This is a genomic window from Brevibacterium daeguense, from assembly GCF_021729135.1.
GTDB classification, from domain to species: Bacteria; Actinomycetota; Actinomycetes; order Actinomycetales; family Brevibacteriaceae; genus Brevibacterium; species Brevibacterium daeguense.
Window position 1 is genome coordinate 121,908 of the sequence record NZ_JAJTWW010000007.1, and the last position, 22,508, is coordinate 144,415.

Below are 22,508 nucleotides of genomic sequence, written 5' to 3' on the forward strand. Positions count from 1 at the left end.
CCTGAGTATTGAAGAAAAGGAAGATCCGATGGCGGGACCCGGACACGCCCTTCGACCCGGTCCTGCGATGACAGAATGCAGTCGTCGGCTCACCCAAGGAGATCATGTGCAGGAACCCGGAGTCCGTCCCACCATTCCTGATATCACCGAACGGCTGGCCGCTGCTTCGGATGACGAGGTGGTCGCGGACCTCATCCGCATGGCGCGCGCGGAACGAGCAGTGGCGTTCCGCCTGCTGCCCAAGGACCGCGCCGCCCGGATCTTCGATGCGCTGGGCTCGAGCATCGCCTCGGAGCTGGTCGTCGACCTCTCGGACCGACATGTGCGAGAGATCTTCGAGGAGCTCGCCCCGGACGATCAGACGATGATCATCGACGAGATGCCCGCCGGCGTCGCGAATCGGGTGCTTCGCGATCTTCCCGAGGACCGCAGGGCCGACACGATGAAGCTGCTCGGCTACTCCAAGGAGTCGGCCGGACGCCGTATGAGTCCGGTCTACTCCTCTCTCGGGCCCGATCTCACCGCCGCTCAGGCGCTGACCGAACTCCAGGGTCAGGCCTCCAGAGGCGTGCCCATCGCCGATGCACCTGTGGTCGACAGCACTCGCGGGCTGCTGGGAGTCGTGCGGCTGGCCACGCTCATCGCCGCCGACCCGAAGCAGCGCGTGGGCGAGCTTCCGCTGGGCGGGGCCCGGGTCACCACCGACGTGGATCAGGAGCTCGCAGCGCAGACCCTGCTCAGATCCGGTGTTGACGTCCTGCCGGTGGTCGACGCCGAGAATCGACTGGTCGGCGTGATCACCGAGGATGACGCCCTGCACATCGACGATCTCGAATCCGATGAGGACGCCGCGCTGGCGGGCGGTTCGACACCCCTGCGCAGGCCCTACCTGGCAAGCTCGGTGTTCTCGCTCGCGTCCAAGCGCGTCATCTGGCTGCTGGTGCTGCTGGTGGCCGCCTCGCTGACCGTCGGAGTACTCGATGCTTTCGAGTCCGCACTGGAGAGCATGGTCGTGCTGTCGCTGTTCATTCCGCTCCTCATCGGCACCGGCGGCAATACCGGCGCGCAGTCGGTCACCACGGTGGTGCGAGCGCTGTCGACCGGCGAGGTGAGATTCCGCGACTTCTTCCGAGTCGCGTTCACCGAGTTCCGCACCGGGGCGCTGCTGGGCGTGGTCCTGGGCGCGGCGGTCTTCGTGCCCGTCACGCTGTTCGCCGGGTGGCAGGTCGCTGCGGTGCTGTCGCTGTCACTGGTGGGGATCTGCATGCTCGCCACGACCGCAGGTGCGGTGATCCCGCTGCTGGCCAGCCGGGTGGGTGTGGACCCGGCGGTGGTCAGCTCACCGTTCATCTCCACCATCGTCGATGCCGTCGGCCTCATCCTGTACTTCCTCATCGCCAAGGCGATCCTGGGCATCTGAATCGACCGGGGCGAGCCATCCGCCGGCCCGGCGGATGGCTCAGCTCAGGCGGCCGAGGAGCGTGACGGCCGCATTGCGCACCGGCAGCAGGCGCGAGGCGGTGCTCGTGCGGTTGAGCAGGCGAGCGGCACGGACGATCCGGGTCGTTCGCGGCCTGCGGACCCGGTCATACCGTTCGAGTGCTTCGCTCACGCTCCGGGCGGAGCGCAGGGCTTCGACGAGGACTGCCGAGTCGACGAGCGCTTCACAGGCGCCGCGGCCCAGATTGGGCGCCATGGCATGAGCGGCGTCTCCGAGCAGCGCCGTCCTGCCGTGGACATAGGACGGAAGCGGGGGCAGATCCAGCAGGGTGCGTTGATCGATCGCCTCCCCGGTCAAGGAGTCGAGCACCCGGGCGACGGCCGGATGCCACGTGCGGTAGCGGTTTCGCAGGAGCTGCGCCGCATTTCCGCCATCGCCGGCCGCGGCCAGCGCCTGCACGCGGATGCTGGCGAACCAGTTGGTCCTCTGTGAGTCGTGCGGCGTGATCCCGAACAGCTGCGACCGCCCCCAGCTCTCTGACACCTCACTCACCGGTCCGGCCACCGTCCCCCGGAATGCCACCGTGCCCAGCGGGCGCGGTCCGAGGCCGAAGGCGGCTTCCCGGAGGGGACTGTGGATCCCATCGGCGGCGATCACCACCTCGGCGTCCGGCAGGTCCGAGACTGCGGACACCGGGTGCTGCCGGCTGATGTGCTCATCCGGAACGTTCGCCGCGAGGGCGGCGAGCAGCTGCGGGCGGGGCACCAGCATGGGCATCTGCCTGGCACTCAGGTCGACGAGCTGAGTGCCGTCGCTGCGCAGGATCCGTGCCCGTCTCGGTTCGATGGCGTCGGCCCGGACCTGTCCACCCGCCCCGAGGAAGTCGAGAGCGCGCATCGCCTCCGGCCACATTCCCAGCGCAGTCCCGCTGCGCGGCAGGCCTGCGGCCCGATCGAGCACATGCACCTGCCACCCGGCGCCGAGCAGTCCTCGAGCTGTGGCCAGCCCTGCGATTCCCGCTCCCACAACGACAGCTGTCCCCCGCATCAGCACTCCCGTCCGCAGGATTCCGGCACCGGCTGGCCGCCCCCGCTGTGAGCGGGGACTCAGCCGGAGTCCCCGGCGCTTCGCCCTGCTGTGACCATTGTGATCTCAGCACCCGCGACCGACAATGTGTGCATGCGACGTCTCATCTACTGGGTCGGCATGTCGATCGACGGGCGGATCGCTGGGCCGCGCGATGAGGTCGACTTCTTCCCGCAGTCCGAGGAGTACACGCGCTGGATGTGCGAGGAGTACCCGGAGACTCTGCCGACGCACGTCCGCCAGCACCTCGGCATCGACAGCTCCCCGAGTCGCCACTTCGACACGGTGGTGATGGGATGGCGGACCTACGAACCGGCCCTGAGGATAGGGATCACCAGCCCGTATTCCCATCTGCGCCAGTACGTGGTGTCCAGCAGGCAGCAGCAGCGCGACCCGGATGTCGCGGTCGTGTCCGGAGACCCGGCAGGTCTCATCCGAGAACTCAAATCGGAGGACTCCGAATCGGACATCTACCTCGCCGGCGGCGCTGCCTTGGCGGGCTCGCTGCTTCCCGAGATCGACGGGCTGATCATCAAGCTCTATCCGGTCGTCGCCGGCACTGGTCATCCGCTGTTCCGGGCCGCGTTCTCCCCCACGCTCTTCTCACTCGCCGATGTTCGGAAATTCGAAGGCGGCAACGCAGTGCTCACCTACCAGCGCCGGCAGGCCGACGCGATGCAGTCGACAATGCCGTCGGCACCACCGGCAGAGCGGGCACAGGCGTCAGCGAAGACAGAGAAGACCGAGAGAACAGGTGCGACACCGGAGAGGTCGGAGGACGTCACATGAACACCCACCGGCAGTCCGACGCGATCGAGGTGCGGCAACTGGAGCGCACCGAACTCCCCGCCGCGATCTCCGTGATCGCGCGCGGGATGAGGGACAACCCGTTGCATATCGCCGCCTACGGACCGTACCCCCAGCGCCGACTGAAGTGCCACTCCCGGCTCATCCGGGCCCGCTTCAATGCGACGCCGGACATGCCGATCTTCGGGGCATTCGACGGCGACCAACTCCTCGCCGTGGCGGCCGAGGCGCCCGTCGGCACCTGCCGGCTGTCGCCTCGGCAGTTCGCGCGGGAAGCGCCTCGACTGGTGGGACTCGGTCCGCGAACCGCACTCCGGGTCGGCCGATGGGTCAGCACCTGGGCCGACTTCGATCCCCCCGAGCCCCACGTCCACCTGGGCCCTGTCGCCGTCGACGCTCGGCTGCAGGGGCGAGGCCTGGGAACGACCATCGTGCAGCACCACTGCCGGCGCCTCGACGAGTCGGGCCGGATGGGCTACCTGGAGACGGACAAGGAAGTCAACGTGCGGTTCTACGAGCGTTTCGGCTATCAGGTCGTTCGGGAGGCCGCGGTGCTCGGGGTGCCCACCTGGTTCATGGAGCGCTCCCGCCGCTGAACCCCCTCGGAACATCCCTCGAACGCAGAACTGCCCCGCCGGCCGGCGAGGCAGCTGTGCTGCAGTGTGTGGAGGTAAGGGGATTCGAACCCCTGACCTTCTCCATGCCATGGAGACGCGCTACCAACTGCGCCATACCCCCAAATGTGCCTCCCGGTCTCCCGGGCGACTTGAACAATAGTACTCAGCTCGACTGCAAAATCAAAATCGAGCTCCCCGGCGGCGAAGCATGCCCGCAGGCGTACGATGGTCCGACCACCTGATCCGGTTCGGTCTCCCGATCCCGCCGGAACACAGCCGACACGATAGGGGACTTCCCGTGGCCGACTCCAGTTCACGCGACGCGGACCTGGACCGCGACGTGGCCGTCCAGCGGGACACCCGGTTCTTCGGGCACCCGCTGCCCCTCATGCACCTGTTCGGCCTGGAGATGTGGGAGCGCTTCTCCTACTACGGCATGACGGGCATCCTGGCGATCTACCTGTACTTCTCCGTGTCGGAGGGCGGCGTCGGACTCCCCCAGCCGACTGCTCTGGCGATCGTCGGCGCCTACGGCGGAGCGGTCTTCCTGGCCACGATCCTGGGCGGCTGGCTGGCCGACCGCCTCCTCGGCGCGGAGAAGGTCCTGTTCTGGTCCAGCATCGTCATCGTCTGCGGCCATGTCGCGCTCGCCCTGCTGCCGGGACTGTCCGGCGTTGCTGTCGGCCTCGTGCTGGTCGCACTCGGGTCCGGAGGCCTCAAGGCCAACGCCACAGCCGTGGTCGGCACCCTGTACGCCGAGCAGGACCCGCGCCGCGAAGCCGGCTTCTCGATCTTCTACATGGGGATCAACATCGGCGCCTTCTTCGGTCCGCTGCTGACCGGCATCCTGCAGAAGGAGATCGGCTTCCACATCGCCTTCGGAGCGGCGGCAGTCGGGATGGCGATCGGTCTGAGCATCTACGCGACCGCCCGCGGCAGGCTCCCGGATTCGGTCCACCACGTCGCCGATCCGATTCCGCGTTCCCGGCTCTGGCTGCCCGCCCTCGCGACGGTGGCGGTGATCGTCGCGATCGCCGTCCTCTGGACGACCGGCCTGATGAACGGCGGCAACCTCGCGACATGGATCGCCGGTGCCTCAGCACTGGCCGCCGCCCTCTACTTCACCGCGATCCTGAGCAGCCCCCACGTCACCGCGATCGAGCGCTCGCGCACGGTGTCCTTCATCCCGTTCTTCATCGCCTCCGTCGCGTTCTGGTCGCTGTACCAGCAGATCTTCAACGTGATGACTGCGTATTCGGACACCCAGCTCAACCGCACGATCTTCGGCTGGGAGATGCCGATCAACTGGATCCAGCTGATCCCGCCGGTCTTCGTCATCCTGCTGGCACCGGTGTTCTCGGCACTGTGGATGCGCCTCGGCGACCGTCAGCCGAGCACCCCCGTGAAGGCGGGGCTGGCACTGCTCATCATCGGCGGTGCATTCCTCCTCTTCCTGCCCTTCGCCGACGGCGCCGCCAACTCGACTCCCCTGCTGTGGGTCGTGCTCATCATGGCCCTGTTCGTGTGCGCGGAGCTGCTGATCTCCCCTATCGGCCTGGCGCTGACAACCCGGCTGGCTCCTCGCGCTTTCCGCTCCCAGATGGTCGCCCTGTTCTTCCTGTCCTCGGGAGTGGGCACGGCGCTGTCCGGCGTCTTCTCCAAGTACTACGACGCCGCGAACCAGGTGCCCTACTGGACCACCCTCGGCCTGTCCGCCGCAGTCCTCGGTCTCATCGTGCTCGCCACCGCACGTCCGGTCGTGACCCTGATGCGAGGGGTGCGGTAGCCGGAGCCGGTCCGCGGCGGCGGGCCGCTTTCCTGGAGCACCGCTAGGCTCACCTCATGAGCTGGATCGATTCGACCCGGACCGACCTCGAGGTGCCCTTCGGGACCGGCACGCACCGCACCGCCGTCTGGATCTACCCACCGCGCGCCGCCTCGACAGGGCGGCCGCTGCTGCTGGTCCATGGGTTCCGCGGCGACCATCACGGGATGGACCTCATCGGCCATCATTCGCGGCGCCATCCGGTGATCGTTCCCGATCTGCCCGGTTTCGGCGCCACGCCGCCGCTGCCCGGCGGCCTCGGCCTGAGCAGCTATGTCGAGTTCGTCGCCGGGCTTCTCGCGGTTCTCACCGAACAGTGGGAAGAGCAGCCTCTGCTGGTCGGCCACTCCTTCGGATCGATCCTGACCGCGCACCTCGCCGCGCAGTGCAGCGCGGATTCGGCCGACCTGGATATCGACGCGCTCGTCCTCATCAATCCGATCACCGCCCCGGCTCTGGAAGGACCGTCACGGCTTGCGACCGGGCTGGCCCGCCTGTACTACGCGATCTCCGCCCGGCTCCCCGAGCGCGCGGGCAATGCGGTGCTCGGCCATCCGCTGATCGTGCGCGTGATGAGCGAAGTCATGGCGACCACCCGGGATCCGGGATTGCGCCGCTACATCCACGATCAGCACGACCGCTACTTCTCCTCCTACTCCGACCGGGAGTCGCTGGCCGAGGCGTTCGACGTGTCGGTCGGACACACCGTGACAGAGGTGGCCGAGCAGCTCACCATGCCCGTGCTGGTGATCGCCGGCGACTCGGATGCGATCGCACCACGGGCTGCCACTCAGCGGTTCATCGATCTGCTTTCGTGCGCCCGTGCGGAATGGTTCTCCGGTGTCGGGCACCTGGTCCACTATGAGCGCCCGGAGGAGACCGCGCAGCTGATCGCCCAGTTCGCTCAGCAGCTCAGGCACCAGGAAGGCGAGCGAGCAGGCGTCCGCTGAGTCACCTGCGACGGAGGCGCGACAGTGAGCTAGTCCAGGTCGGTGATGTCGAAGTCGCCCCAGGTCTCCCGCTCGGTCAGGCCCGCGTCCTCGTCGTCTCGCGCCTCGGCAAGCCGGTTGGGCGAGGTGCGGCGCCAGACCGGGGCACCGGCCACGAACACCGACCGCGAGAGCACGTTCGACGCGACCGAGGACACGATGATCAGCGACAGGAACCCCACTAGCGCCATGAACAGGCGCATGAGGCCGAACCCGTCCTGCCACAGCGTGTAGACGTAGGCGGCGACCAGGATCAGCGGCATGCCCAGGCCGGTGGCCGGGGAGAACACGTTGATCCGCGACAGAGCGTCGTTGGAGCGGAACATCGCAATGGCCGACAGCACCATGAGCAGGCTGCCGGTGATCCCGAACAGCGCGACGAGCACGATGGCGATGATGTCTGCCATCAGCGGTGTCCTCTCGTCTGGATCCGAGCCAGCGCGACCGTGGCCAGCACGCCGAGCATCGACGCCAGGAAGATCACGTCGAGGACGATCGAGAGGTCGACGAGCATCGCGATGAAGGTCAGGATCCCCACCGCGGAGAAGTACACCAGGTCACCCACGATCGCGCGTGAGCCCATGTCCTTCGCAGTGAGCACACGCAGCAGGCCGATGAGGATCGCCACCGCCAGCAATCCGATGCAGATCGACAGCACGATGGTCACGATGCAGCTCCTTCCGCCGGTGAACCCGGTGCCGCGGGCCATCCGATCTCCGCGGGCGCCTCGCCTCGCGTCATGGTGAGCAGGCGGGACTCCATGTCGTAGAGACCTTCGAGCACGTCGTCCTCGGAGTCCCCGAACAGCGCGTGGACGAACAGGGTCGGTGGGGTGTCGTCATCACCAGCGGCGGTTGCGACGACCAGGGTGCCGGGAGTGATGGTGATGGACGAGGCCATGAGGGTGATCTCCACGTCCGTCCGGCACCGCAGCGGCAGCTGGACGATCATCGGGTTCCCGTACTCCCCCGGCTTGAAGATCCCGCTGACGACGTCGAGGGATCCGGAGACGATCTCCTTGCCGATCCACGCGCAGTAGCCGATCAGGCGCAGCGGATTGATCATCGGGTGAGCACCGCCTCGATGTAGGGAACCGTGTCGAGCAGGGAGTTCGCCGTCCGGTCGGTGATCTGCAGCAGCAGTTCGGGGGCGAAGAACAGGGCCACTGACGTCCCGATCATCACCGTCGCCGGCATCAGCAGCGCCGGCTTGATCCGGACCTCGTCGGTCAGCTGGGCCTGGGGCGCTCGACCGGTGCTCAGCGAATCGGGATGGTAGTGCGTCATCGGGGCTCCCCAGAAGGTGTTGGACCACATGCGCTGCAGCGCCAGCATGCTGATGAGCGAGCCGACGACGATCGTCACGATGAGGATCGTGCCGGTGGTGCTCTCGGCCGCGGCCGAGGCGCGCACGAGTGAGACCTTGCCCCAGACTCCCGACGTGGTCGGCAGGCCGACGAGGGAGAACAGGCCGAGCACCATGAGCGTCGCCGCCCATTTCTCGCGGCCGGCCAGTCCCGACAGCTTCTTGAAGGATCCCGTCCCGTAGGTCTGCTCGACCGCACCCATGATCAGCAGGAGGCCCGCCATCGTGATGATGTGGTGCACGAGGTAGAAGAGACCGGCGGACAGCGCGGCGGCGGTGAGCAGGGCGACGCCGATCACGATGTGCCCGACGCCCGAGGTCATCTGGAAGACGAGCACGTTGCGGATCCGGCCCTCGCCGAACGCGGAGATCACCGCCAGCAGAATCGTGATCACCGCGATCGCTGCGAGCACCCACGCCCAGGCCGGCGGCTGGCCGAACACCGCCGTGTAGACGCGGTAGACGCCGTAGAGGCCGACCTTCGTGTGCAGCGCGGAGAACAGCGCCATCATGCCGCCGGAGGTGAACGGGTAGCTGCGCACCAGCCAGCCGTGGACCGGGACCGCACCTGCCTTGACGAAGAAGGCCATGAGCACGATGCCGATCGCGAGCTGAGCCGGCGGGTTGATCTCGTCGAGCTGGGCGATGACCGCGATGTTGACGCTGCCCAGGGTGCCGTAGACGAAGCCGACGCCGACGAGCAGGATCGTCGAGGTCAGCAGATTGACCATGACGAACATCCGGCCCACGCCCAGCCGTCGCCACGTGCCGGTCACCGCGATCAGGGCGTACGACGGCAGCACCATGACCTCGACGAACACGAACAGGTTGAACATGTCACCGGTCAGCACCGCACCGTAGACGCCGGTGAGCATCATCAGGATGAGTGCGGGCACGAACCGGTACTGGTCCTCGCCGGTGAGGACGAGGAACCAGCAGCACACGAGCGCGGCGAAGGAGGTGACGGTGAGCAGGAGCGCTGCGAGCGTGTCCGACACGAACGGGATCGCCAGCCCGTCGACGTACCCGCCGACCGAGTGGGCGATCACCGGCACCTCGGTGTGGTAGCCGAGCAGGTAGATCCCGGTGCCCATCACCGTGGCCGGGATCGCGAGCAGGAGGATGCGGTCGAGGGTGCGCGACCGGAACAGGGTGCTCAGCGCGGCGCCGCCCAGGGGCAGCGCGACGATGACCAGCAGCAGAGCAGGATTCACTGGGAGCGCTCCTCACCGGTGTTGGGAACGGTGTGCTGGTCGTCGTCGTGGCCGAGCACCGCCATGGCCAGCATGAAGATCGTGATCGCCAGGGTGATCACGATCGCGGTGAGCACGAACGCCTGCGGCAGCGGATCAGCGGCGAAGGCCGGATCGGTGCGTCCCTCCAGCGGCTCGCCCCGCCAGGCGGAGACACCCGAGGCCAGCAGCGAGAAGTTCGCGGCGTGCGAGATCAGGGTGAGACCGAACACCGCGCGCACCATAGAACGCTGCAGCAGCAGGTAGACGCCGCCGGCGGTGAGGACTCCGATGGTGACTGCGAGGATCATTCGCCGCGCTCCTGATGCTGTTCTCCGGTCAGAATGTGGGTGCTGTTCAACGCCAGCTTTCTCCCGGGCACGGTGGCGGCCGGGCGGCCTCCGGTGGGGCCCTCGCCGCGGGTGCTGTTGAGCGGGCCGTCGAGCTCGCCGTAGGAGATCTCGTCGACCCTCTCGCGCGTGCTCTCGAACGGAGCCGAGTCGACGTCCCGGCGCATCCGGCCCTCGGTGAGGACATCGTCGCCCGCCGGCGTGAATGCGCTGTCGGAGGTGCCCAGCAGGTTGAAGGACGCGAGGATGAGCCCGAGCACCGCCAGGTACACTCCGACGTCGAACAGCATCGACGTGGTGAAGTGCTGGCCGAGGATGTAGCCGTGGATGGGCTCGAGGAACGAGCCTGCGACCACGAGGCCGAGCACTCCGGTCAGCACCGCGACCAGCACTCCCCCGCCGATCAGGTACAGCGGCGCGCGCGGCGGGCCGATCGCCCGGTCCTTGGACGTCGCCATGTACATCAGTCCGATGATCGCCGAGCCGACCAGGGCGGCGATGAATCCGCCGCCCGGTTCGTTGTGGCCGCGCCAGAAGATCAGGACCGAGGCGACTGCGAGGATCGGGCCGAGGACCCGCACCATCAGCTGCATCGGGATGACGTTGGGCCAGGCCTCCATGATCGCCCGGTGGGCGACCGAGCCGCGGGGGCGCAGACCCAGCCACGGGGTGCGCGGCACCTCGGGGATCTCCGAGGCGGGAGGATCGATGAACTTGTCGCGCACAGAGGACAGGACCGCGATGATCGCGATGCCGGCCATGCCGAGCACGGTGAGCTCGCCGAGCGTGTCCAGTGCGCGGAATTCGACGAGGATCGTGTTGACGATGTTGGCGCCGCCGCTGATCTCCGGGGCCTCGTTGAGGTAGTACAGCGCGATGTCCGACCGTTCCCGACGGCCGGTCATCACCCACACCGCCAGGCCGACGGCGATGCCGACGACCACGGCGAAGATGCCTCGCCGGATCTGCGTGCTCCGCTTGTAGCGCCAGAACGTGCGCGGCAGCTTCTGCAGCACGAGCATGATGACGATGATCGTCATGGCTTCGACGAGCAGCTGGGTCAGCGTGACGTCGGGTGCGCCGAGGGCCATGATCTGGACGACTGCCAGGATGCCGACGGCCGACAGCGCGACCGTGGCGCTGATGCGTGATCGGGAGAAGCACACCACCAGGACCGAGGCGGTGATGAGCAGCAGCAGCACCCCGTCGATCGGCCGCGAGAGGTTGGGCTGGACGGGCGGCAGTCCGGGACCGGCCCAGATCGCGATCGACCCGCCGAGGATCAGCAGGCTGAGCAGGGCGAGGATGGAGCGGGCGTGGGGTGCCGCCCGCACGGGCGCGACCGCTCCGCCGGCCCAGCTGCCGAGCTTCTCCAGCCCGCGGCAGAGCGCGTTGATGACGTCGGCACCGTCGAACGGCAGGGTCGCCCGCACGAAGAAGCGCCACACCTTCCGGCGCACGAGGATGATGAGGACGCCCGCCGCGATGATCAGGATCGAGGCGAGGAGCTCCGGGGTCGGACCGTGCCACAGGGCCAGGTGCGGATGCGGGTCGGAGCCCGGCAGCGCCGCGCCGGTGGCCGCCACGACCAGGATCTCCAGCTGCGGGAGCATGAACGCCAGCGGCACCGAGACGAGGATCGGCAGGGCGGCGAAGGCGACCATGACCGGGTTCTCGCGCCCGAGCTGGGCCCGGTCCGGCTCCGCGCCGTCGATGAACGCGCCGAACACCACCTTGGCGCAGTAGGCGAAGGTGAGCACCGATGCGGCCGCCGCCGCGATCAGCGCCGCCCAGCCGGCCCATTCCGCGCCGGGAGCCTCGCCGAGCGCCATGAAGATGGTCTCCTTGGAGGCGAAGCCGAGCAGCGGCGGGATGCCCGCCATCGACGCCGCGCCGATCACGGTGACGACGAACGACACCGGAGCGACCTGATACAGCCGCGGGATCTGTCCGAAGATGCGGGTGTGGGCGACGTGGTCGACGACTCCGACCATCATGAACAGCCCGGATTTGAAGAGCGCGTGCGCGATGATGTGGAGCACTGCGGCGGCCAGGGCGAGCTCGGTGCCGACGCCGATCGCGGCGACGATGAGCCCCAGCTGGCTGACAGTCGAATACGCCATGAGCTTCTTGAGGTCCGGCTGGTTGAGCGCGAACCAGCCGCCGAGCGCCGTCGTGAGCAGTCCGGCGACGATGAGCAGCGTGTTCCACACCGGTGTGGTGTGGAAGGCGGGGCTGAACCGGATGAGCAGGAAGATGCCCGCCTTGACCACGGCGGCCGCATGCAGATACGCGCTCACCGGAGTCGCGGCGGCCATCGCGTCCGGCAGCCACGAGTGGAACGGGAACTGGGCCGACTTGGTCATCGCCGCGATCGCGACGAGCACCGCCGCTGCCGCGGTGAAGCCCGGATCGGTGGTCCACACCTCGGCGGCGAGGGCCGTGGGGATATCGGTGGTCCCGGTGCGGGCGATGATGAACCCGACGGCGACCAGCAGGCTCAGACCACCGATGAAGGTGATGAACAGGGTGCGCAGGGACGGGGCGTGGGCCGCCTCACCCGAGCGGGCGATGAGCATGAAGGAGGCCAGCGACGTCAGCTCCCAGCACACGAACAGCACCAGGAGATCGCTGGTGAGCACGAGCGCGACCATGGAGAAGGTGAACGTCGCCATCAGCCAGTAGAAGCTCAGATTGCGGCCGGGCGACAGGTAGCCGGTGGAGTAGAAGAGGACCGCCGCGCCGATCAGCAGTGCGATGAGAGTGAAGACGACCCCGATGCCGTCGACCTGGAATGCCAGCTCGACGTCCAGGCTCGGGATCCACGGGACCGACCATTTCGGCGCACCGCCGGCGAGCACCTCGGCGGTGGGCGACAGGAATGCCGCGGTCGCGGCCAGGTAGCCGGCGCCCAGCGGCCAGCCGGACTGTCGGCCGAACGCGGAAGTGATGGCAGGGGTCAGGACGACCAGCGCGGCCAGGATCCCGAGGGTCAGAACGATCATCATGATGAGGTGCCGGTCCTCTCCCGGCGTGAGAGCGCCCACAGTTTCAGGGAGATGGCGGCCGGTGATGTCATGGGAATTGATCCTAACCAACTGTGTGATCCACGCCAAAACGATGAGGCTAGGCTGGACGACCATGAGGTTCTTCTTCGACGCGCGCTTCACCCGCACCGAGCGGCATGACGGAATCTCCCGCTACGGATCGGAGCTGCTGGCAGCGCTCCTGCGGCTCACCCGCGGAACCGATGTCGAAGTCGTCGCCATCATCCACGACGAGGCCCAGCTCGCACTGCTGCCCGACACGGAGTATGTGGTGCTGGGCGACCCGGTGTCACCCGCGGAGTTCGGAATCGCCCGGAGGCTCAATGCGCTGGGCGCCGATGTGGTGTTCTCAACGATGCAGGTGATGGGCTCCTGCGGGCGCGACTATGCGCTGATCCTCACCCTGCATGACCTCATCTACTACTCGCATCCACAGCCGCCCCGCGACCTTCCGGCCCTCGTACGCGGGGCATGGCGGCTGTACCACAGGGCATACTGGCCGCAGCGTGTGCTGCTCGACCGGGCCGATGCGGTCGCCGTCGTCAGCCGCACCACCGCAGAACTCGTCGACCGGCACCGGCTCACCGACCGTCCGGTCCATGTGGTGTCCAACGCCGGCTCCCCGCCGGATCCGATGCCGCAGCGCGGCAGCGGCCATGACGCGCGGTCCCTGGTCTACATGGGAGCGTTCCTGCCGTACAAGAACGTCGAGGCGCTCGTTCGGGCTCTGGCCCACCTGCCGGGATGGACGCTCCACCTGACCAGCGCCATCGAGCCGGCCCGCGAGCGTGCGCTCCGGGCGCTCGTCCCCGACCGTGCCCGCGTGGTGTTCCACCACGGAGTCAGCGATGCGGAATACCACGAGCTGCTGGACTCGGCCACCGCGCTCGTCACGGCCTCGCTCGACGAGGGATTCGGGCTTCCGGTCATCGAGGCGATGAGCCGTGGCGTCCCGGTCGCCGTCAGCGACCTGCCGATCTTCCGCGAGCTCGCCGAAGGAGTCGCCGAGTTCTTCGATCCCCGCAATCCGGCGGACATCGCTCGGGCCGTGTCCAAGCTGGCGGATCCCGAGGCGTGGGCTGCGCGGGCCGCCGCGGCCCCCGTCCGTGCCGGAGAGTTCTCCTGGGACCGCTCGGCGCAGGAGCTGTTGGAGCTGGCTAGGCGATTGTGGCGGGATCGTAGCTGATCCCCCACGCGCGCAGCACCCACGAGCTGCGGCGGGGAGTGAGAACTCCGTAGCCGCAGTTGGCCATCACGCCCAGATAGCCGGCGTCGTCGCCATCGAGCCCGAGCAGCACCTCGGCGGAGCCGCGCAGCACGGCTCCGTGGGCGACGATCGCCAGGGTCTCGTCCTCGCCTGCTGATGCCACGATCTCGCGAATGGCCGCAGTCACCCGAGCCGCGGACTCGCTGCGGCTCTCGCCGCCGGGCGGCCGCATGTCGACTCCTGCGAACCAGGCCGCGAGCTGGTCGGGCCAGAGCGCGGCGATCTCCTCGCGGGTCCGCCCCTGCCATTCGCCCACGGAGATCTCGCGCAGCAGGGAGTTCTTCTCGACGGGAACCCCGATGCGCTCGGACAGGATCTCCGCCGTCTCATGGGCCCGAGCCAGGTCCGAGGAGATGATGTGGTCGATGCCGAAGCCGGCCAGCACGGAGGCTGCCGCATGGGCCTGCGCTCGTCCGGTGTCGTTGAGCGGGATGTCGGCATGCCCCTGGAAGCGCCCTTCGGCGTTGTAATCGGTCTGGCCGTGGCGCCACAGCACGATCTTCGCCACCATGGGTCCCCGCTCAGCCTTCGGCGGCGGGGAGCTCGAGATCGACGACCGGGCAGTCGCTCCACAGTCGCTCGAGTGCGTAGAACTCGCGATCGTCCTGATGGAAGACGTGGACGACGATGTCGCTGAAGTCCAGCAGCACCCACCGGCCCTCCCGGTGGCCCTCTCGCCGGATCGTCTTCGCGCCGTGCTCCAGGAGCAGAGTCTCCTCCACTGCGTCGACGATCGCCCCGACCTGGCGTTCGCTGGCTGCCGAGGCGATCACGAAGATGTCGGTCAGGGCGAGCTGGTGGCTCACATCCAGGCCGATGATGTCGGTGCCCAGTTTGTCGGCCGCCGCACGGGCGGCGGAGCGGGCGAGTGCGGTGGCGTCTGGAGTGGCCGGCACGGAGGTCCTTTCGGTCAGGATGACTTCAGAAGAGCATGACGAGGCCGATGATGACAAGGGCCAGTGCGAGGGCGCCGGCGACGCCGAGGAGGATGTAGGGCAGCGCGGAGGGCCGATCGCCGACCAGGATCTCTCCGTCCTGCTCGGTGACGTCGCGGGCGCTGAGCGGCGGCGCGGGCGGCTCGGCCGAATCCTCGCCGGAGCCGGGCAGCTCCCAGACCTCTTCGGTGAGCGCGGCGTCGTCATCGGAATCGGCGTCGAGCGAGACGGAGTCGATCGGCTGAGTGGGCGGATGTGCCGCGCTCATGCGCAGGCGCTGGTCGTCATCGCCGGCGAACTCGCCTGCAGGCTGCGAATCGGCTCTCGCAGCCGCCGCCCCGCCGGAGGTGCCGGTCTCACGCTGTTCGGCTGCCGCTGCGCCCGTGCCTGCGTGGCCCCTCTGTCCCGACTGCTCGGCCTCGTCCGCCAGCCGGGCGGCGTCCATCGCGGCCTGCGTGCGTGCCAGCGAGGACGCTCCCGTGACCACGCGGATGCCTGCGGTGTTGGGCGGCGGCACCACCGGGGCGCGCCGGCCGCGGCCGGCGGTGCGATCGGTGCGTGCCGCTGTGCTTGCCTCCAGTCCGGCAGGGTCGGCATCTGCCGCTCCTGCGGAGGCGGAGACCCGTGTCGAAGTCCCTGCCGGGTTCGCGGAGCCTGCGGACTGCCGTCGGGCGGTGAGATCGGCAGGATGCACGACCGCCGGAGAGGATTTCGGCTCGCTCGCGCTGGGCGCCGGCGCGGTGCCGGCTGCTGGCCCTCTGCTCCCAGCGGACTTCGGGCGCTGCTTATCCGCCGGAGACGGCTGTGCGGGCGCGACCGCAGCGGGCCGCTGGGCGGGCTTCTCGGCGGAGGTTCGTCCCGCCGCCTTCCCAGTGGTTCCCCGGCCGGGCGCGGCGGCAGGCGATGCAGGGCCGTCGGAGGCGGGGCCGTCCGAAGCAGGGCCGTCCGAGGCAGGACCGTTGGAGGCAGGGCCGTCCGAGGCTGGCCCGTTGGAGGCAGGGCCGTCCGAGGCTGGCCCGTTGGAGGCAGGGCCGTCCGAGGCTGGCCCGTTGGAGGCAGGGCCGTCCGAGGCTGGCCCGTTGGAGGCAGGGCCGTCCGAGGCAGGACCGTTGGAGGCAGGGCCGTCCGAGGCGGTGTCGTCGGCGGCAGTCTCCGGTCCCTCATCGGCGTCGGAGGGCGCGGGCAGCAGGCCGTGCTCGCGCAGGTAGCGCTTGCGCTCGGCGCGGCTCGAGAAGTGCGGCAGTCCGTCCTTTCCGGGCCGCAGACTGACGGCGTCCGCGGCGTCGATGGGGTCCGCCTCCCGCTGCGGGTGGTCGGAGGCCAGTGGACCGCGCTCATGCCGGACGGGTTCGACGGGGGCCGCATTCACCGTCGGCGCTGCGCTCGAGCCGGCTCCGCGCGCAGCGGCGTTCGCGTTCGGAGTGCTCGCCTGCTGGACCGAATTCGCTTGACCCGCGGGGCGCTTCTGCTCGGGCTGAGAAGGAGCACCCTGCTTCGGCCGACCCGCTCCCGGCGTCGGAGCCGTCGGCTTCTGCCCTGACCCGACCGCAGCCGGCGGGATCGCGACCGGCGGCACCACAGACGACGCATCCGGAGCAGTCTGTGCCGAAGCCGACTGTGCTGGTGCCGACTGTGCTGGTGCCGACTGTGCTGGTGCCGACTGTGCTGGTGCCGACTGTGCTGGTGCCGACTGTGCTGGTGCCGACTGTGCCGGTGCCGACTGTGCTGGTGCCGACTGTGCTGGTGCCGACTGTGCTGGTGCCGACTGTGCTGGTGCCGACTGTGCTGGTGCCGACTGTGCTGGTGCCGACTGTGCCGGTGCCGACTGTGCTGGTGCCGACTGTGCTGGTGCCGACTGTGCTGGTGCCGACTGTGCTGGTGCCGACTGTGCTGGTGCCGACTGTGCTGGTGCCGACTGTGCCGGTGCCGACTGTGCTGGTGCCGACTGTGCTGGTGCCGACTGTGCTGGTGCCGACTGTGCTGGTGCCGACTGTGCTGGTGCCGACTGTGCTGGTGCCGACTGTGCCGGTGCCGACTGTGCTGGTGCCGACTGTGCTGGTGCCGACTGTGCTGGTGCCGACTGTGCTGGTGCCGACTGTGCTGGTGCCGACTGTGCTGGTGCCGACTGTGCCGGTGCCGACTGTGCTGGTGCCGACTGTGCTGGTGCCGACTGTGCTGGTGCCGACTGTGCTGGTGCCGACTGTGCTGGTGCCGACTGTGCTGGTGCCGACTGTGCCGGTGCCGACTGTGCTGGTGCCGACTGTGCTGGTGCCGACTGTGCTGGTGCCGACTGTGCTGGTGCCGACTGTGCTGGTGCCGACTGTGCTGGTGCCGACTGTGCCGGTGCCGACTGTGCTGGTGCCGACTGTGCTGGTGCCGACTGTGCTGGTGCCGACTGTGCTGGTGCCGACTGTGCCGGAGCAGCACCGGGACGGGGCTGCTCCGACTGCGGCGCCTCGGCGGAGACCACGTCCTGCTGGCCGGCAGCCGCGGCGGCCGCTGCTGCGCGCTGCTCCGCCTCTCGGCGCTCTCTGCGCGTCATGAACTGCTCAGCCATGTTCACTCCTGTACAACTCGTGTTTTGCGATGTACTGCACCACACCGTCGGGCACCAGGTACCACACGGGCAGATCGTCTTCCACGCGCTCCCGGCAGTCCGTCGAGGAGATCGCCAGCGCGGGGATCTGCAGCAGGCTCAGACCGGCTGTCGGAATGCCGGCGCCCGACAGCTCGTGGCCGGGCCGGGTGACGCCGACGAAGTGCGCCAGCGAGAACAGCTCATCCACGTCCTTCCACGTGATGATCTGGGCCAGCGCATCGGCTCCGGTGATGAAGAACAGCTCGGTTCCCTCACCGTACACCTCGCGCAGATCACGCAGCGTGTCGATGGTGTATGTCTCCCCCGGCCGGTCGATGTCGACGCGAGACACCGTGAAGCGGGGATTCGAGGCGGTGGCGATCACCGTCATCAGGTAGCGATGCTCCGGATGGGTGACCTCACGCGCGTGCTTCTGCCATGGGCGCCCAGTGGGGACGAACACGACCTCGTCAAGCGCGAACTTGGCCGCAACCTCGCTGGCTGCGACCAGGTGGCCGTGATGGATGGGGTCGAAGGTGCCGCCCATGACACCGACCCGTCGGGAGGCGAAGCTCATATCAGTGGCGGTGCGAGATGCCCTTCCACGACATCGTCACGAACATCAGGAACAGGAAGACCGCGAGCGTGATCACGCCGTACCAGATCGGATCCATCGGGATCTCCACGACGGTGTGATGGGCTTCTTCGGCCTGTGCCAGCAAGATCGAGGTCTTCACTCAGTGCTCCTTGTCTGACGACCCGCATGGGTCGATCCGCTATTTCCTGAACAGTTTCTCATGAACTCCACGGCGCGCCTGCTTCGGACATGCCGAGGCGCCCCGTGCGGGGTGGATCTACGCTCGCGTCTGCCCGCTGCCGCGCATGATCCATTTCGTGGTGGTGAGCTGCGACAGGCCCATCGGGCCGCGCGCGTGCAGCTTCTGGGTCGAGATCCCGACCTCGGCGCCGAGCCCGAACTCACCGCCGTCGGTGAACCGCGTCGACACGTTCACGCCCACGGCGGCCGCGTCGATCGCGGAGACGAACTTCTCCGCCTTGTCGAGCTCGTTGGTGACGATGACCTCGGTATGGCCTGAGGAGTAGGCGCGGATGTGCTCGATCGCCTCGTCGATCCCGGGCACGATCTTCACCGCGAGCTCCAGCCCGAGGTACTCCCTCGCCCAGTCCCGGCGGGTCACCCGCCGGATCTTCACGTCGTCCGGCGCCAGCGCGGCGACGTCGGAATCGGCGTGGATGATCACGCCGGCCTCGTCCAGCCGGCCGAGGATCTTCGGCAGCACCCGCTTGGCGGCCTTCTCGTGGACGAGCAGGGTCTCCAGCGCATTGCACACGCTGGGCCGGTGAGTCTTCGAATTGAGCACGAGCTCGCTGGCCATGCCCAGCGGTGCGGAGGCGTCGAGGAACATGTGGACGATTCCGACCCCCGTCTCGATCACCGGCACGATGGACTCGTGGACCACGGTCGAGATCAGCTCGGCCCCTCCGCGCGGGATCAGCAGGTCGACGTAGTCCCGCGCCTGCATGAGCACCTTGGCGCCGTCCCGGCCGAACTCGTCGATGCCCGCGACCGAGTCGGCGGGAAGCCCCGCCGACGCGACAGCCTGGCGCAGCAGCGCGATCAGCACGGTGTTCGAGGACCGCGCCGCGGAGCCGCCGCGCAGCACCACGGCATTGCCGCTCTTGAGCGCCAGCGACGCGATGTCGACGGTGACATTGGGCCGTGCCTCGTAGATGGCGCCGACCACGCCCATCGGCACCCGCTCCTGGCGGAGCACGATCCCATTGGGCAGCGTGCGGCCGAGCAGCACTTCACCGACCGGGTCGGCCAGGCCGACGACCTCGCGGACCGACGAGGCGATCGCGCCGATCCGGTCCTCCGTCAGCGTCAGCCGGTCGACCATCGCCTCCGGGGTGCCCTTGATGCGGGCGGTCTCGATGTCCTCGGCGTTCGCCGCCATGATGTCGGCGGTGTTCTCCTCCAGGGCCCGGGCGATCGCCTCGAGCGCTGCGTTCTTGATCGCGGTGGAGGCGGTGGCCAGTTCTGCTGATGCCGCCTTCGAGGCGCGCACGATGCGGGTCACGCCGCGCACTGTCTTCTGGTCGATCTCGGCGATCAGGGTGGAGCTGTCCGTCATATCGTGCTTTCTCAGAACACCGCGCCCGTCAGGACGAGGTCATTTCGATGGATGACTTCTTTACGGTAGTCGCTGCCGTAGCTGTCTCCAAGTTCGTCGGTCGACTTGCCGAACATCTTGGGCAGCTCGGAGGCGGCGAAGTTCGCCATCCCCCGGGCGATCAGATTCCCGCTCGGGCCCACCACGTCGACCGGATCCCCGGATTCGAACTCACCGCTGACGGCGTACACGCCTGCGGCCAGCAGCGAGGTGCCCTTCCGCACCAGCGCGCGCTCGGCCCCGGCATCGACGTGGACGGTGCCCTGGGTCTGCGCAAGGTGCGCCAGCCACAGCAGCCGCGTCTGGCGGCGCCGGTGGGTGACCGCGAAATACGTTCCCAGCGGCGCGCCGCGCAGCGCACCGGCGACGAGCGGAGTGGAGGTCAGAACTGTGGGAATGCCGGAATCGGCGGCCATGGTCGCCGCCTGCACCTTCGTGAGCATTCCGCCGGTGCCGACACCCGCGGCCCCGACGCCGCCGATGCCCACCTCGGCCAGCTCCTCCGGACCGGAGACGAAGGACACCTTGCGGGCCCCGGGATTGCCGGGCGGTGCGGTGTAGAGCGCCTCGACATCCGACAGCAGCACCAGCGCGTCGGCGTGGGCCAGGTGGGCGACGAGCGCGGCCAGACGATCATTGTCGCCGAACCGGATTTCGTGGGTGGCGACGGTGTCGTTCTCGTTGACGATGGGCATGATCCCGAGCGCAAGCAGCCGGTCGATCGCCCGCTGCGCATTCCGGTAGTGGCTGCGCCGGATCAGGTCGTCGGCGCTGAGCAGCACCTGGGCGGGCACCACGCCGTGAGCCGCCAGCACCTGCGTGTACGCGGCCATCAGCAGGCTCTGCCCGACTCCGGCGGCGGCCTGCTGGGTGGGCAGATCCCTGGGTCGCCTGGGCAGACCCATCGGCTCCAGTCCGGCCGAGATCGCACCCGAGGACACGAGGATGACTTCGTGTCCGGCCCCGCGGTGAGCGGCGAGGACGTCCGTCAGCGCGCGCAGGTTGTCCTCGTGGAGTCCGCCCGCGACCGAGGTCAGCGAGGAGGAGCCCACCTTGACGACGACGCGCTTCGCCCCTGCCACAGCAGCCCGTGTCGCCTCGAGCCCGGCCCGATCCGTGCCGACGTCGGCGCTCATCGACCGGTCTCCCGGGCCCGCCGCTCGGCGAGCCGTTCGGCCTCGAGCTCAGCGCGCGCCTCGGCCTTGGCATCCATCCGATCATGGAAAGCGGCCTTGCGCTCCTTGCGGGTCTCGCGGCCGGACTCGTCCAGGCGCAGGTCGCTGCCGCGGGAGCCCAGCAGCTCGGCACCGCCGACCATGGTCGGATCCCAATCGAACACCACGCCGTCGTCGGGGCCGATCACGACGGTGGCGCCGGGGACGGCGCCCGCCTTGAACAGCTCTTTCTCGACGCCGAGGCGCTCCAGGCGATCACCGAGGTAGCCCACCGCCTCGTCGTTGGAGAAGTCGGTCTGCCGCACCCAGCGCTCAGGCTTGTCGCCGAGCACTCGGAAGATCGGGCCTTCTGGAGTGTTCTCCTCGACGATGCGGAAGCCGGCGTCGTCGACGGCGCGCGGGCGGATCACGATCCGCTCGCGCTCGACCGGCCGGGTGTCCCTGCGGTGACGCTCGGCCGACACGATCTCGGCCATCGCGAAGGACAGCTCGCGCAGGCCCTCCCGGCTGACTGCGGAGACCTCGAACACGCGATACCCGGCCTCCTCGAGATCCTGGCGGACGATGTCGGCCAGGTCCTTCCCGTCCGGGATGTCGATCTTGTTGAGCGCCACCAGCGTCGGGCGCTCCGTCAGCGGCAGCAGGTCGCCGCCGTGGGCCACATCGACCTCATAGCTCGCGAGCTCCTGCTCGATGGTTCTGAGGTCGGAGACCGGGTCGCGGCCGGGATCCCAGGTGGCCATGTCGACGACGTGGACCAGCGCGGCGCAGCGCTCGACGTGGCGCAGGAACTCCAGGCCCAGGCCGCGGCCTTCGGAGGCGCCGGGGATCAGGCCGGGGACGTCGGCGACGGTGAAGCGGACGTCACCGGCCTCCACAACGCCCAGGTTGGGCACCAGGGTCGTGAACGGGTAGTCGGCGATCTTGGGCCGGGCGGCCGACAGCGCAGCGATCAGGCTGGACTTCCCTGCGGAGGGGAAGCCGATGAGCGCGACATCGGCCACCGTCTTGAGCTCGAGGATGAGATCGCGGGTCTCTCCGGGCTCGCCGAGCAGCGCGAAACCCGGCGCCTTCCGCTTGGCGGAGGCCAGCGCCGCATTGCCGAGGCCGCCGCGCCCGCCGGCGGCGGCGACGAACCGAGTTCCGGGCTCCACGAGGTCCGCGAGGATCTGCCCGTCGCGGGACTTGACGACTGTGCCGACCGGCACCGGCAGGATGAGGTCCTCGCCCTCGGCGCCGTGGCGCAGATCGCCCCTGCCGATCCCTCCGTTCGGAGCCGAGCGATGCGGGCTGCGGTGATAGGGCAGCAGCGTGGTCGTCTGGTCGTCGACGAGCAGGATGACATCACCGCCGTCGCCGCCGTCCGCGCCGTCGGGACCACCCAGCGGCTTGAACTTCTCACGGCGGATGGAGACGCATCCATTGCCTCCGTTACCCGCTGAGACATGCAGGGTGACGCGATCGATGAACTCTGTGGCCATGGCCGTCCTCAGTGTGGAAGGGAACTGGTGGAATGCCCCACCGGAGCCGGGGGTGGAGACGGGAATGGGGCGAGCCCGGAAGGCCCACCCCATTCTCGTGGTATCACCTCGCTGCGAG

At 68.8% G+C, this 22,508-nt stretch carries 22 protein-coding genes and 1 tRNA gene; 7 read left to right on the plus strand and 16 right to left on the minus strand.

The window, feature by feature from the left end:
• Nucleotides 1-106: 106 nt before the first annotated feature.
• Entirely contained in the window at nt 107-1,420 is a 1,314-nt protein-coding gene (gene mgtE / locus LXN01_RS07590) for a magnesium transporter (RefSeq protein ID WP_236864013.1), read from the plus strand.
• A 39-nt stretch (nt 1,421-1,459) separates the two neighbouring features.
• Here the strand turns inward: mgtE and LXN01_RS07595 are convergent, their stop codons facing one another.
• Complete coding sequence (locus LXN01_RS07595) at nt 1,460-2,488, minus strand: FAD-dependent monooxygenase (RefSeq protein ID WP_236864014.1); 1,029 nt, start codon at nt 2,486-2,488, stop codon at nt 1,460-1,462.
• Nucleotides 2,489-2,620: 132 nt separating this feature from the next.
• Between LXN01_RS07595 and LXN01_RS07600 the strand changes: the two genes are divergently transcribed.
• Complete coding sequence (locus LXN01_RS07600; RefSeq protein ID WP_236864015.1) at nt 2,621-3,316, plus strand: dihydrofolate reductase family protein; 696 nt, start codon at nt 2,621-2,623, stop codon at nt 3,314-3,316.
• The gene (locus LXN01_RS07605; protein ID WP_236864016.1) at nt 3,313-3,930 is read left to right on the plus strand and encodes a GNAT family N-acetyltransferase; all 618 of its coding nucleotides are present in this window, start codon (nt 3,313-3,315) and stop codon (nt 3,928-3,930) included. The genes LXN01_RS07600 and LXN01_RS07605 overlap by 4 nt, the downstream gene beginning before the upstream one ends.
• Nucleotides 3,931-3,999: 69 nt before the next feature.
• On the opposite strand, the gene LXN01_RS07610 is transcribed toward LXN01_RS07605, so the two are convergent.
• Nucleotides 4,000-4,072: transfer RNA gene (locus LXN01_RS07610), tRNA-Ala, on the minus strand.
• A gap of 177 nt (nt 4,073-4,249) precedes the next feature.
• Between LXN01_RS07610 and LXN01_RS07615 the strand changes: the two genes are divergently transcribed.
• Both LXN01_RS07615 and LXN01_RS07620 read left to right on the plus strand, forming a co-directional pair.
• The gene (locus tag LXN01_RS07615; protein ID WP_336885247.1) at nt 4,250-5,737 is read left to right on the plus strand and encodes a peptide MFS transporter; all 1,488 of its coding nucleotides are present in this window, start codon (nt 4,250-4,252) and stop codon (nt 5,735-5,737) included.
• A 56-nt stretch (nt 5,738-5,793) separates the two neighbouring features.
• A complete protein-coding gene (locus LXN01_RS07620) occupies nt 5,794-6,726 on the plus strand; it encodes an alpha/beta fold hydrolase (protein WP_236864017.1) in 933 nt (310 codons plus the stop codon).
• Between the two features lie 29 nt (nt 6,727-6,755).
• Here LXN01_RS07620 and LXN01_RS07625 read toward each other — a convergent pair whose 3' ends face one another.
• The 6 genes from LXN01_RS07625 to LXN01_RS07650 are packed head-to-tail and all read right to left on the minus strand — an operon-like array spanning nt 6,756 to nt 12,720.
• On the minus strand, nt 6,756-7,172 hold the full coding sequence (locus tag LXN01_RS07625) for a cation:proton antiporter (protein WP_236864018.1): 417 nt from the start codon (nt 7,170-7,172) through the stop codon (nt 6,756-6,758).
• On the minus strand, nt 7,172-7,432 hold the full coding sequence (locus LXN01_RS07630; protein ID WP_236864019.1) for a transporter: 261 nt from the start codon (nt 7,430-7,432) through the stop codon (nt 7,172-7,174). Before LXN01_RS07630 ends, LXN01_RS07625 begins: the two co-directional genes overlap by 1 nt.
• On the minus strand, nt 7,429-7,830 hold the full coding sequence (locus LXN01_RS07635; RefSeq protein WP_236864020.1) for a Na+/H+ antiporter subunit E: 402 nt from the start codon (nt 7,828-7,830) through the stop codon (nt 7,429-7,431). Before LXN01_RS07635 ends, LXN01_RS07630 begins: the two co-directional genes overlap by 4 nt.
• Nucleotides 7,827-9,344 carry a proton-conducting transporter transmembrane domain-containing protein gene (locus tag LXN01_RS07640; protein ID WP_236864021.1) on the minus strand — a complete coding sequence of 506 codons (1,518 nt, stop codon included), beginning with the start codon at nt 9,342-9,344 and terminating at the stop codon, nt 7,827-7,829. The genes LXN01_RS07635 and LXN01_RS07640 overlap by 4 nt, the downstream gene beginning before the upstream one ends.
• Complete coding sequence (locus LXN01_RS07645; protein ID WP_236864022.1) at nt 9,341-9,673, minus strand: sodium:proton antiporter; 333 nt, start codon at nt 9,671-9,673, stop codon at nt 9,341-9,343. Before LXN01_RS07645 ends, LXN01_RS07640 begins: the two co-directional genes overlap by 4 nt.
• Nucleotides 9,670-12,720: a DUF4040 family protein gene (locus tag LXN01_RS07650; RefSeq protein WP_236864023.1), complete on the minus strand. Its 3,051-nt coding sequence runs from the start codon at nt 12,718-12,720 to the stop codon at nt 9,670-9,672. The genes LXN01_RS07645 and LXN01_RS07650 overlap by 4 nt, the downstream gene beginning before the upstream one ends.
• A gap of 133 nt (nt 12,721-12,853) precedes the next feature.
• Between LXN01_RS07650 and LXN01_RS07655 the strand changes: the two genes are divergently transcribed.
• Nucleotides 12,854-13,945: a glycosyltransferase family 4 protein gene (locus LXN01_RS07655; protein WP_236864024.1), complete on the plus strand. Its 1,092-nt coding sequence runs from the start codon at nt 12,854-12,856 to the stop codon at nt 13,943-13,945.
• Here the strand turns inward: LXN01_RS07655 and LXN01_RS07660 are convergent.
• Genes LXN01_RS07660 through LXN01_RS07670 form a run of 3 tightly spaced genes read right to left on the minus strand, consistent with a single transcriptional unit; the run spans nt 13,917 to nt 16,330 of the window.
• Nucleotides 13,917-14,537, minus strand: a complete 621-nt coding sequence (locus LXN01_RS07660) for a histidine phosphatase family protein (protein WP_236864025.1) — start codon at nt 14,535-14,537, stop codon at nt 13,917-13,919. The two genes, LXN01_RS07655 and LXN01_RS07660, sit on opposite strands and share 29 nt — an antisense overlap.
• Nucleotides 14,538-14,547: 10 nt before the next feature.
• The gene (gene rsfS, locus LXN01_RS07665) at nt 14,548-14,922 is read right to left on the minus strand and encodes a ribosome silencing factor (RefSeq protein WP_236864026.1); all 375 of its coding nucleotides are present in this window, start codon (nt 14,920-14,922) and stop codon (nt 14,548-14,550) included.
• A 25-nt stretch (nt 14,923-14,947) separates the two neighbouring features.
• Nucleotides 14,948-16,330: a hypothetical protein gene (locus tag LXN01_RS07670; RefSeq protein WP_236864027.1), complete on the minus strand. Its 1,383-nt coding sequence runs from the start codon at nt 16,328-16,330 to the stop codon at nt 14,948-14,950.
• Between the two features lie 233 nt (nt 16,331-16,563).
• Between LXN01_RS07670 and LXN01_RS07675 the strand changes: the two genes are divergently transcribed.
• Nucleotides 16,564-17,505 (plus strand): hypothetical protein, encoded by a 942-nt coding sequence (locus tag LXN01_RS07675; protein WP_236864028.1) that lies wholly within the window; start codon nt 16,564-16,566, stop codon nt 17,503-17,505.
• Nucleotides 17,506-17,510: 5 nt separating this feature from the next.
• Here LXN01_RS07675 and nadD read toward each other — a convergent pair whose 3' ends face one another.
• The 5 genes from nadD to obgE form a co-directional block, all read right to left on the minus strand.
• Nucleotides 17,511-18,116 carry a nicotinate-nucleotide adenylyltransferase gene (nadD, locus tag LXN01_RS07680; RefSeq protein ID WP_236864029.1) on the minus strand — a complete coding sequence of 202 codons (606 nt, stop codon included), beginning with the start codon at nt 18,114-18,116 and terminating at the stop codon, nt 17,511-17,513.
• Between the two features lies 1 nt (nt 18,117).
• Nucleotides 18,118-18,276 (minus strand): hypothetical protein, encoded by a 159-nt coding sequence (locus LXN01_RS07685; RefSeq protein ID WP_236864030.1) that lies wholly within the window; start codon nt 18,274-18,276, stop codon nt 18,118-18,120.
• A 117-nt stretch (nt 18,277-18,393) separates the two neighbouring features.
• Nucleotides 18,394-19,695, minus strand: a complete 1,302-nt coding sequence (locus LXN01_RS07690) for a glutamate-5-semialdehyde dehydrogenase (protein ID WP_236864031.1) — start codon at nt 19,693-19,695, stop codon at nt 18,394-18,396.
• 11 nt (nt 19,696-19,706) lie between these two features.
• Nucleotides 19,707-20,870, minus strand: a complete 1,164-nt coding sequence (gene proB / locus LXN01_RS07695) for a glutamate 5-kinase (protein ID WP_236864032.1) — start codon at nt 20,868-20,870, stop codon at nt 19,707-19,709.
• On the minus strand, nt 20,867-22,390 hold the full coding sequence (obgE, locus tag LXN01_RS07700) for a GTPase ObgE (RefSeq protein WP_236864033.1): 1,524 nt from the start codon (nt 22,388-22,390) through the stop codon (nt 20,867-20,869). The genes proB and obgE overlap by 4 nt, the downstream gene beginning before the upstream one ends.
• Nucleotides 22,391-22,508: the final 118 nt, after the last annotated feature.

Excerpts from the sequence above, each read along its gene's own strand:
- LXN01_RS07595 (WP_236864014.1), bottom strand. The coding sequence starts at position 2,488 with ATGCGGGGGACAGCTGTCGTTGTGGGAGCGGGAATCGCAGGGCTGGCC.
- LXN01_RS07600 (WP_236864015.1), top strand. The coding sequence starts at position 2,621 with ATGCGACGTCTCATCTACTGGGTCGGCATGTCGATCGACGGGCGGATC.
- LXN01_RS07605 (WP_236864016.1), top strand. The coding sequence starts at position 3,313 with ATGAACACCCACCGGCAGTCCGACGCGATCGAGGTGCGGCAACTGGAG.
- LXN01_RS07620 (WP_236864017.1), top strand. The coding sequence starts at position 5,794 with ATGAGCTGGATCGATTCGACCCGGACCGACCTCGAGGTGCCCTTCGGG.
- LXN01_RS07625 (WP_236864018.1), bottom strand. The coding sequence starts at position 7,172 with ATGGCAGACATCATCGCCATCGTGCTCGTCGCGCTGTTCGGGATCACC.
- LXN01_RS07635 (WP_236864020.1), bottom strand. The coding sequence starts at position 7,830 with ATGATCAATCCGCTGCGCCTGATCGGCTACTGCGCGTGGATCGGCAAG.
- LXN01_RS07645 (WP_236864022.1), bottom strand. The coding sequence starts at position 9,673 with ATGATCCTCGCAGTCACCATCGGAGTCCTCACCGCCGGCGGCGTCTAC.
- LXN01_RS07650 (WP_236864023.1), bottom strand. The coding sequence starts at position 12,720 with ATGATGATCGTTCTGACCCTCGGGATCCTGGCCGCGCTGGTCGTCCTG.
- LXN01_RS07655 (WP_236864024.1), top strand. The coding sequence starts at position 12,854 with ATGAGGTTCTTCTTCGACGCGCGCTTCACCCGCACCGAGCGGCATGAC.
- LXN01_RS07660 (WP_236864025.1), bottom strand. The coding sequence starts at position 14,537 with ATGGTGGCGAAGATCGTGCTGTGGCGCCACGGCCAGACCGATTACAAC.
- nadD (WP_236864029.1), bottom strand. The coding sequence starts at position 18,116 with ATGAGCTTCGCCTCCCGACGGGTCGGTGTCATGGGCGGCACCTTCGAC.
- LXN01_RS07690 (WP_236864031.1), bottom strand. The coding sequence starts at position 19,695 with ATGACGGACAGCTCCACCCTGATCGCCGAGATCGACCAGAAGACAGTG.
- proB (WP_236864032.1), bottom strand. The coding sequence starts at position 20,870 with ATGAGCGCCGACGTCGGCACGGATCGGGCCGGGCTCGAGGCGACACGG.
- obgE (WP_236864033.1), bottom strand. The coding sequence starts at position 22,390 with ATGGCCACAGAGTTCATCGATCGCGTCACCCTGCATGTCTCAGCGGGT.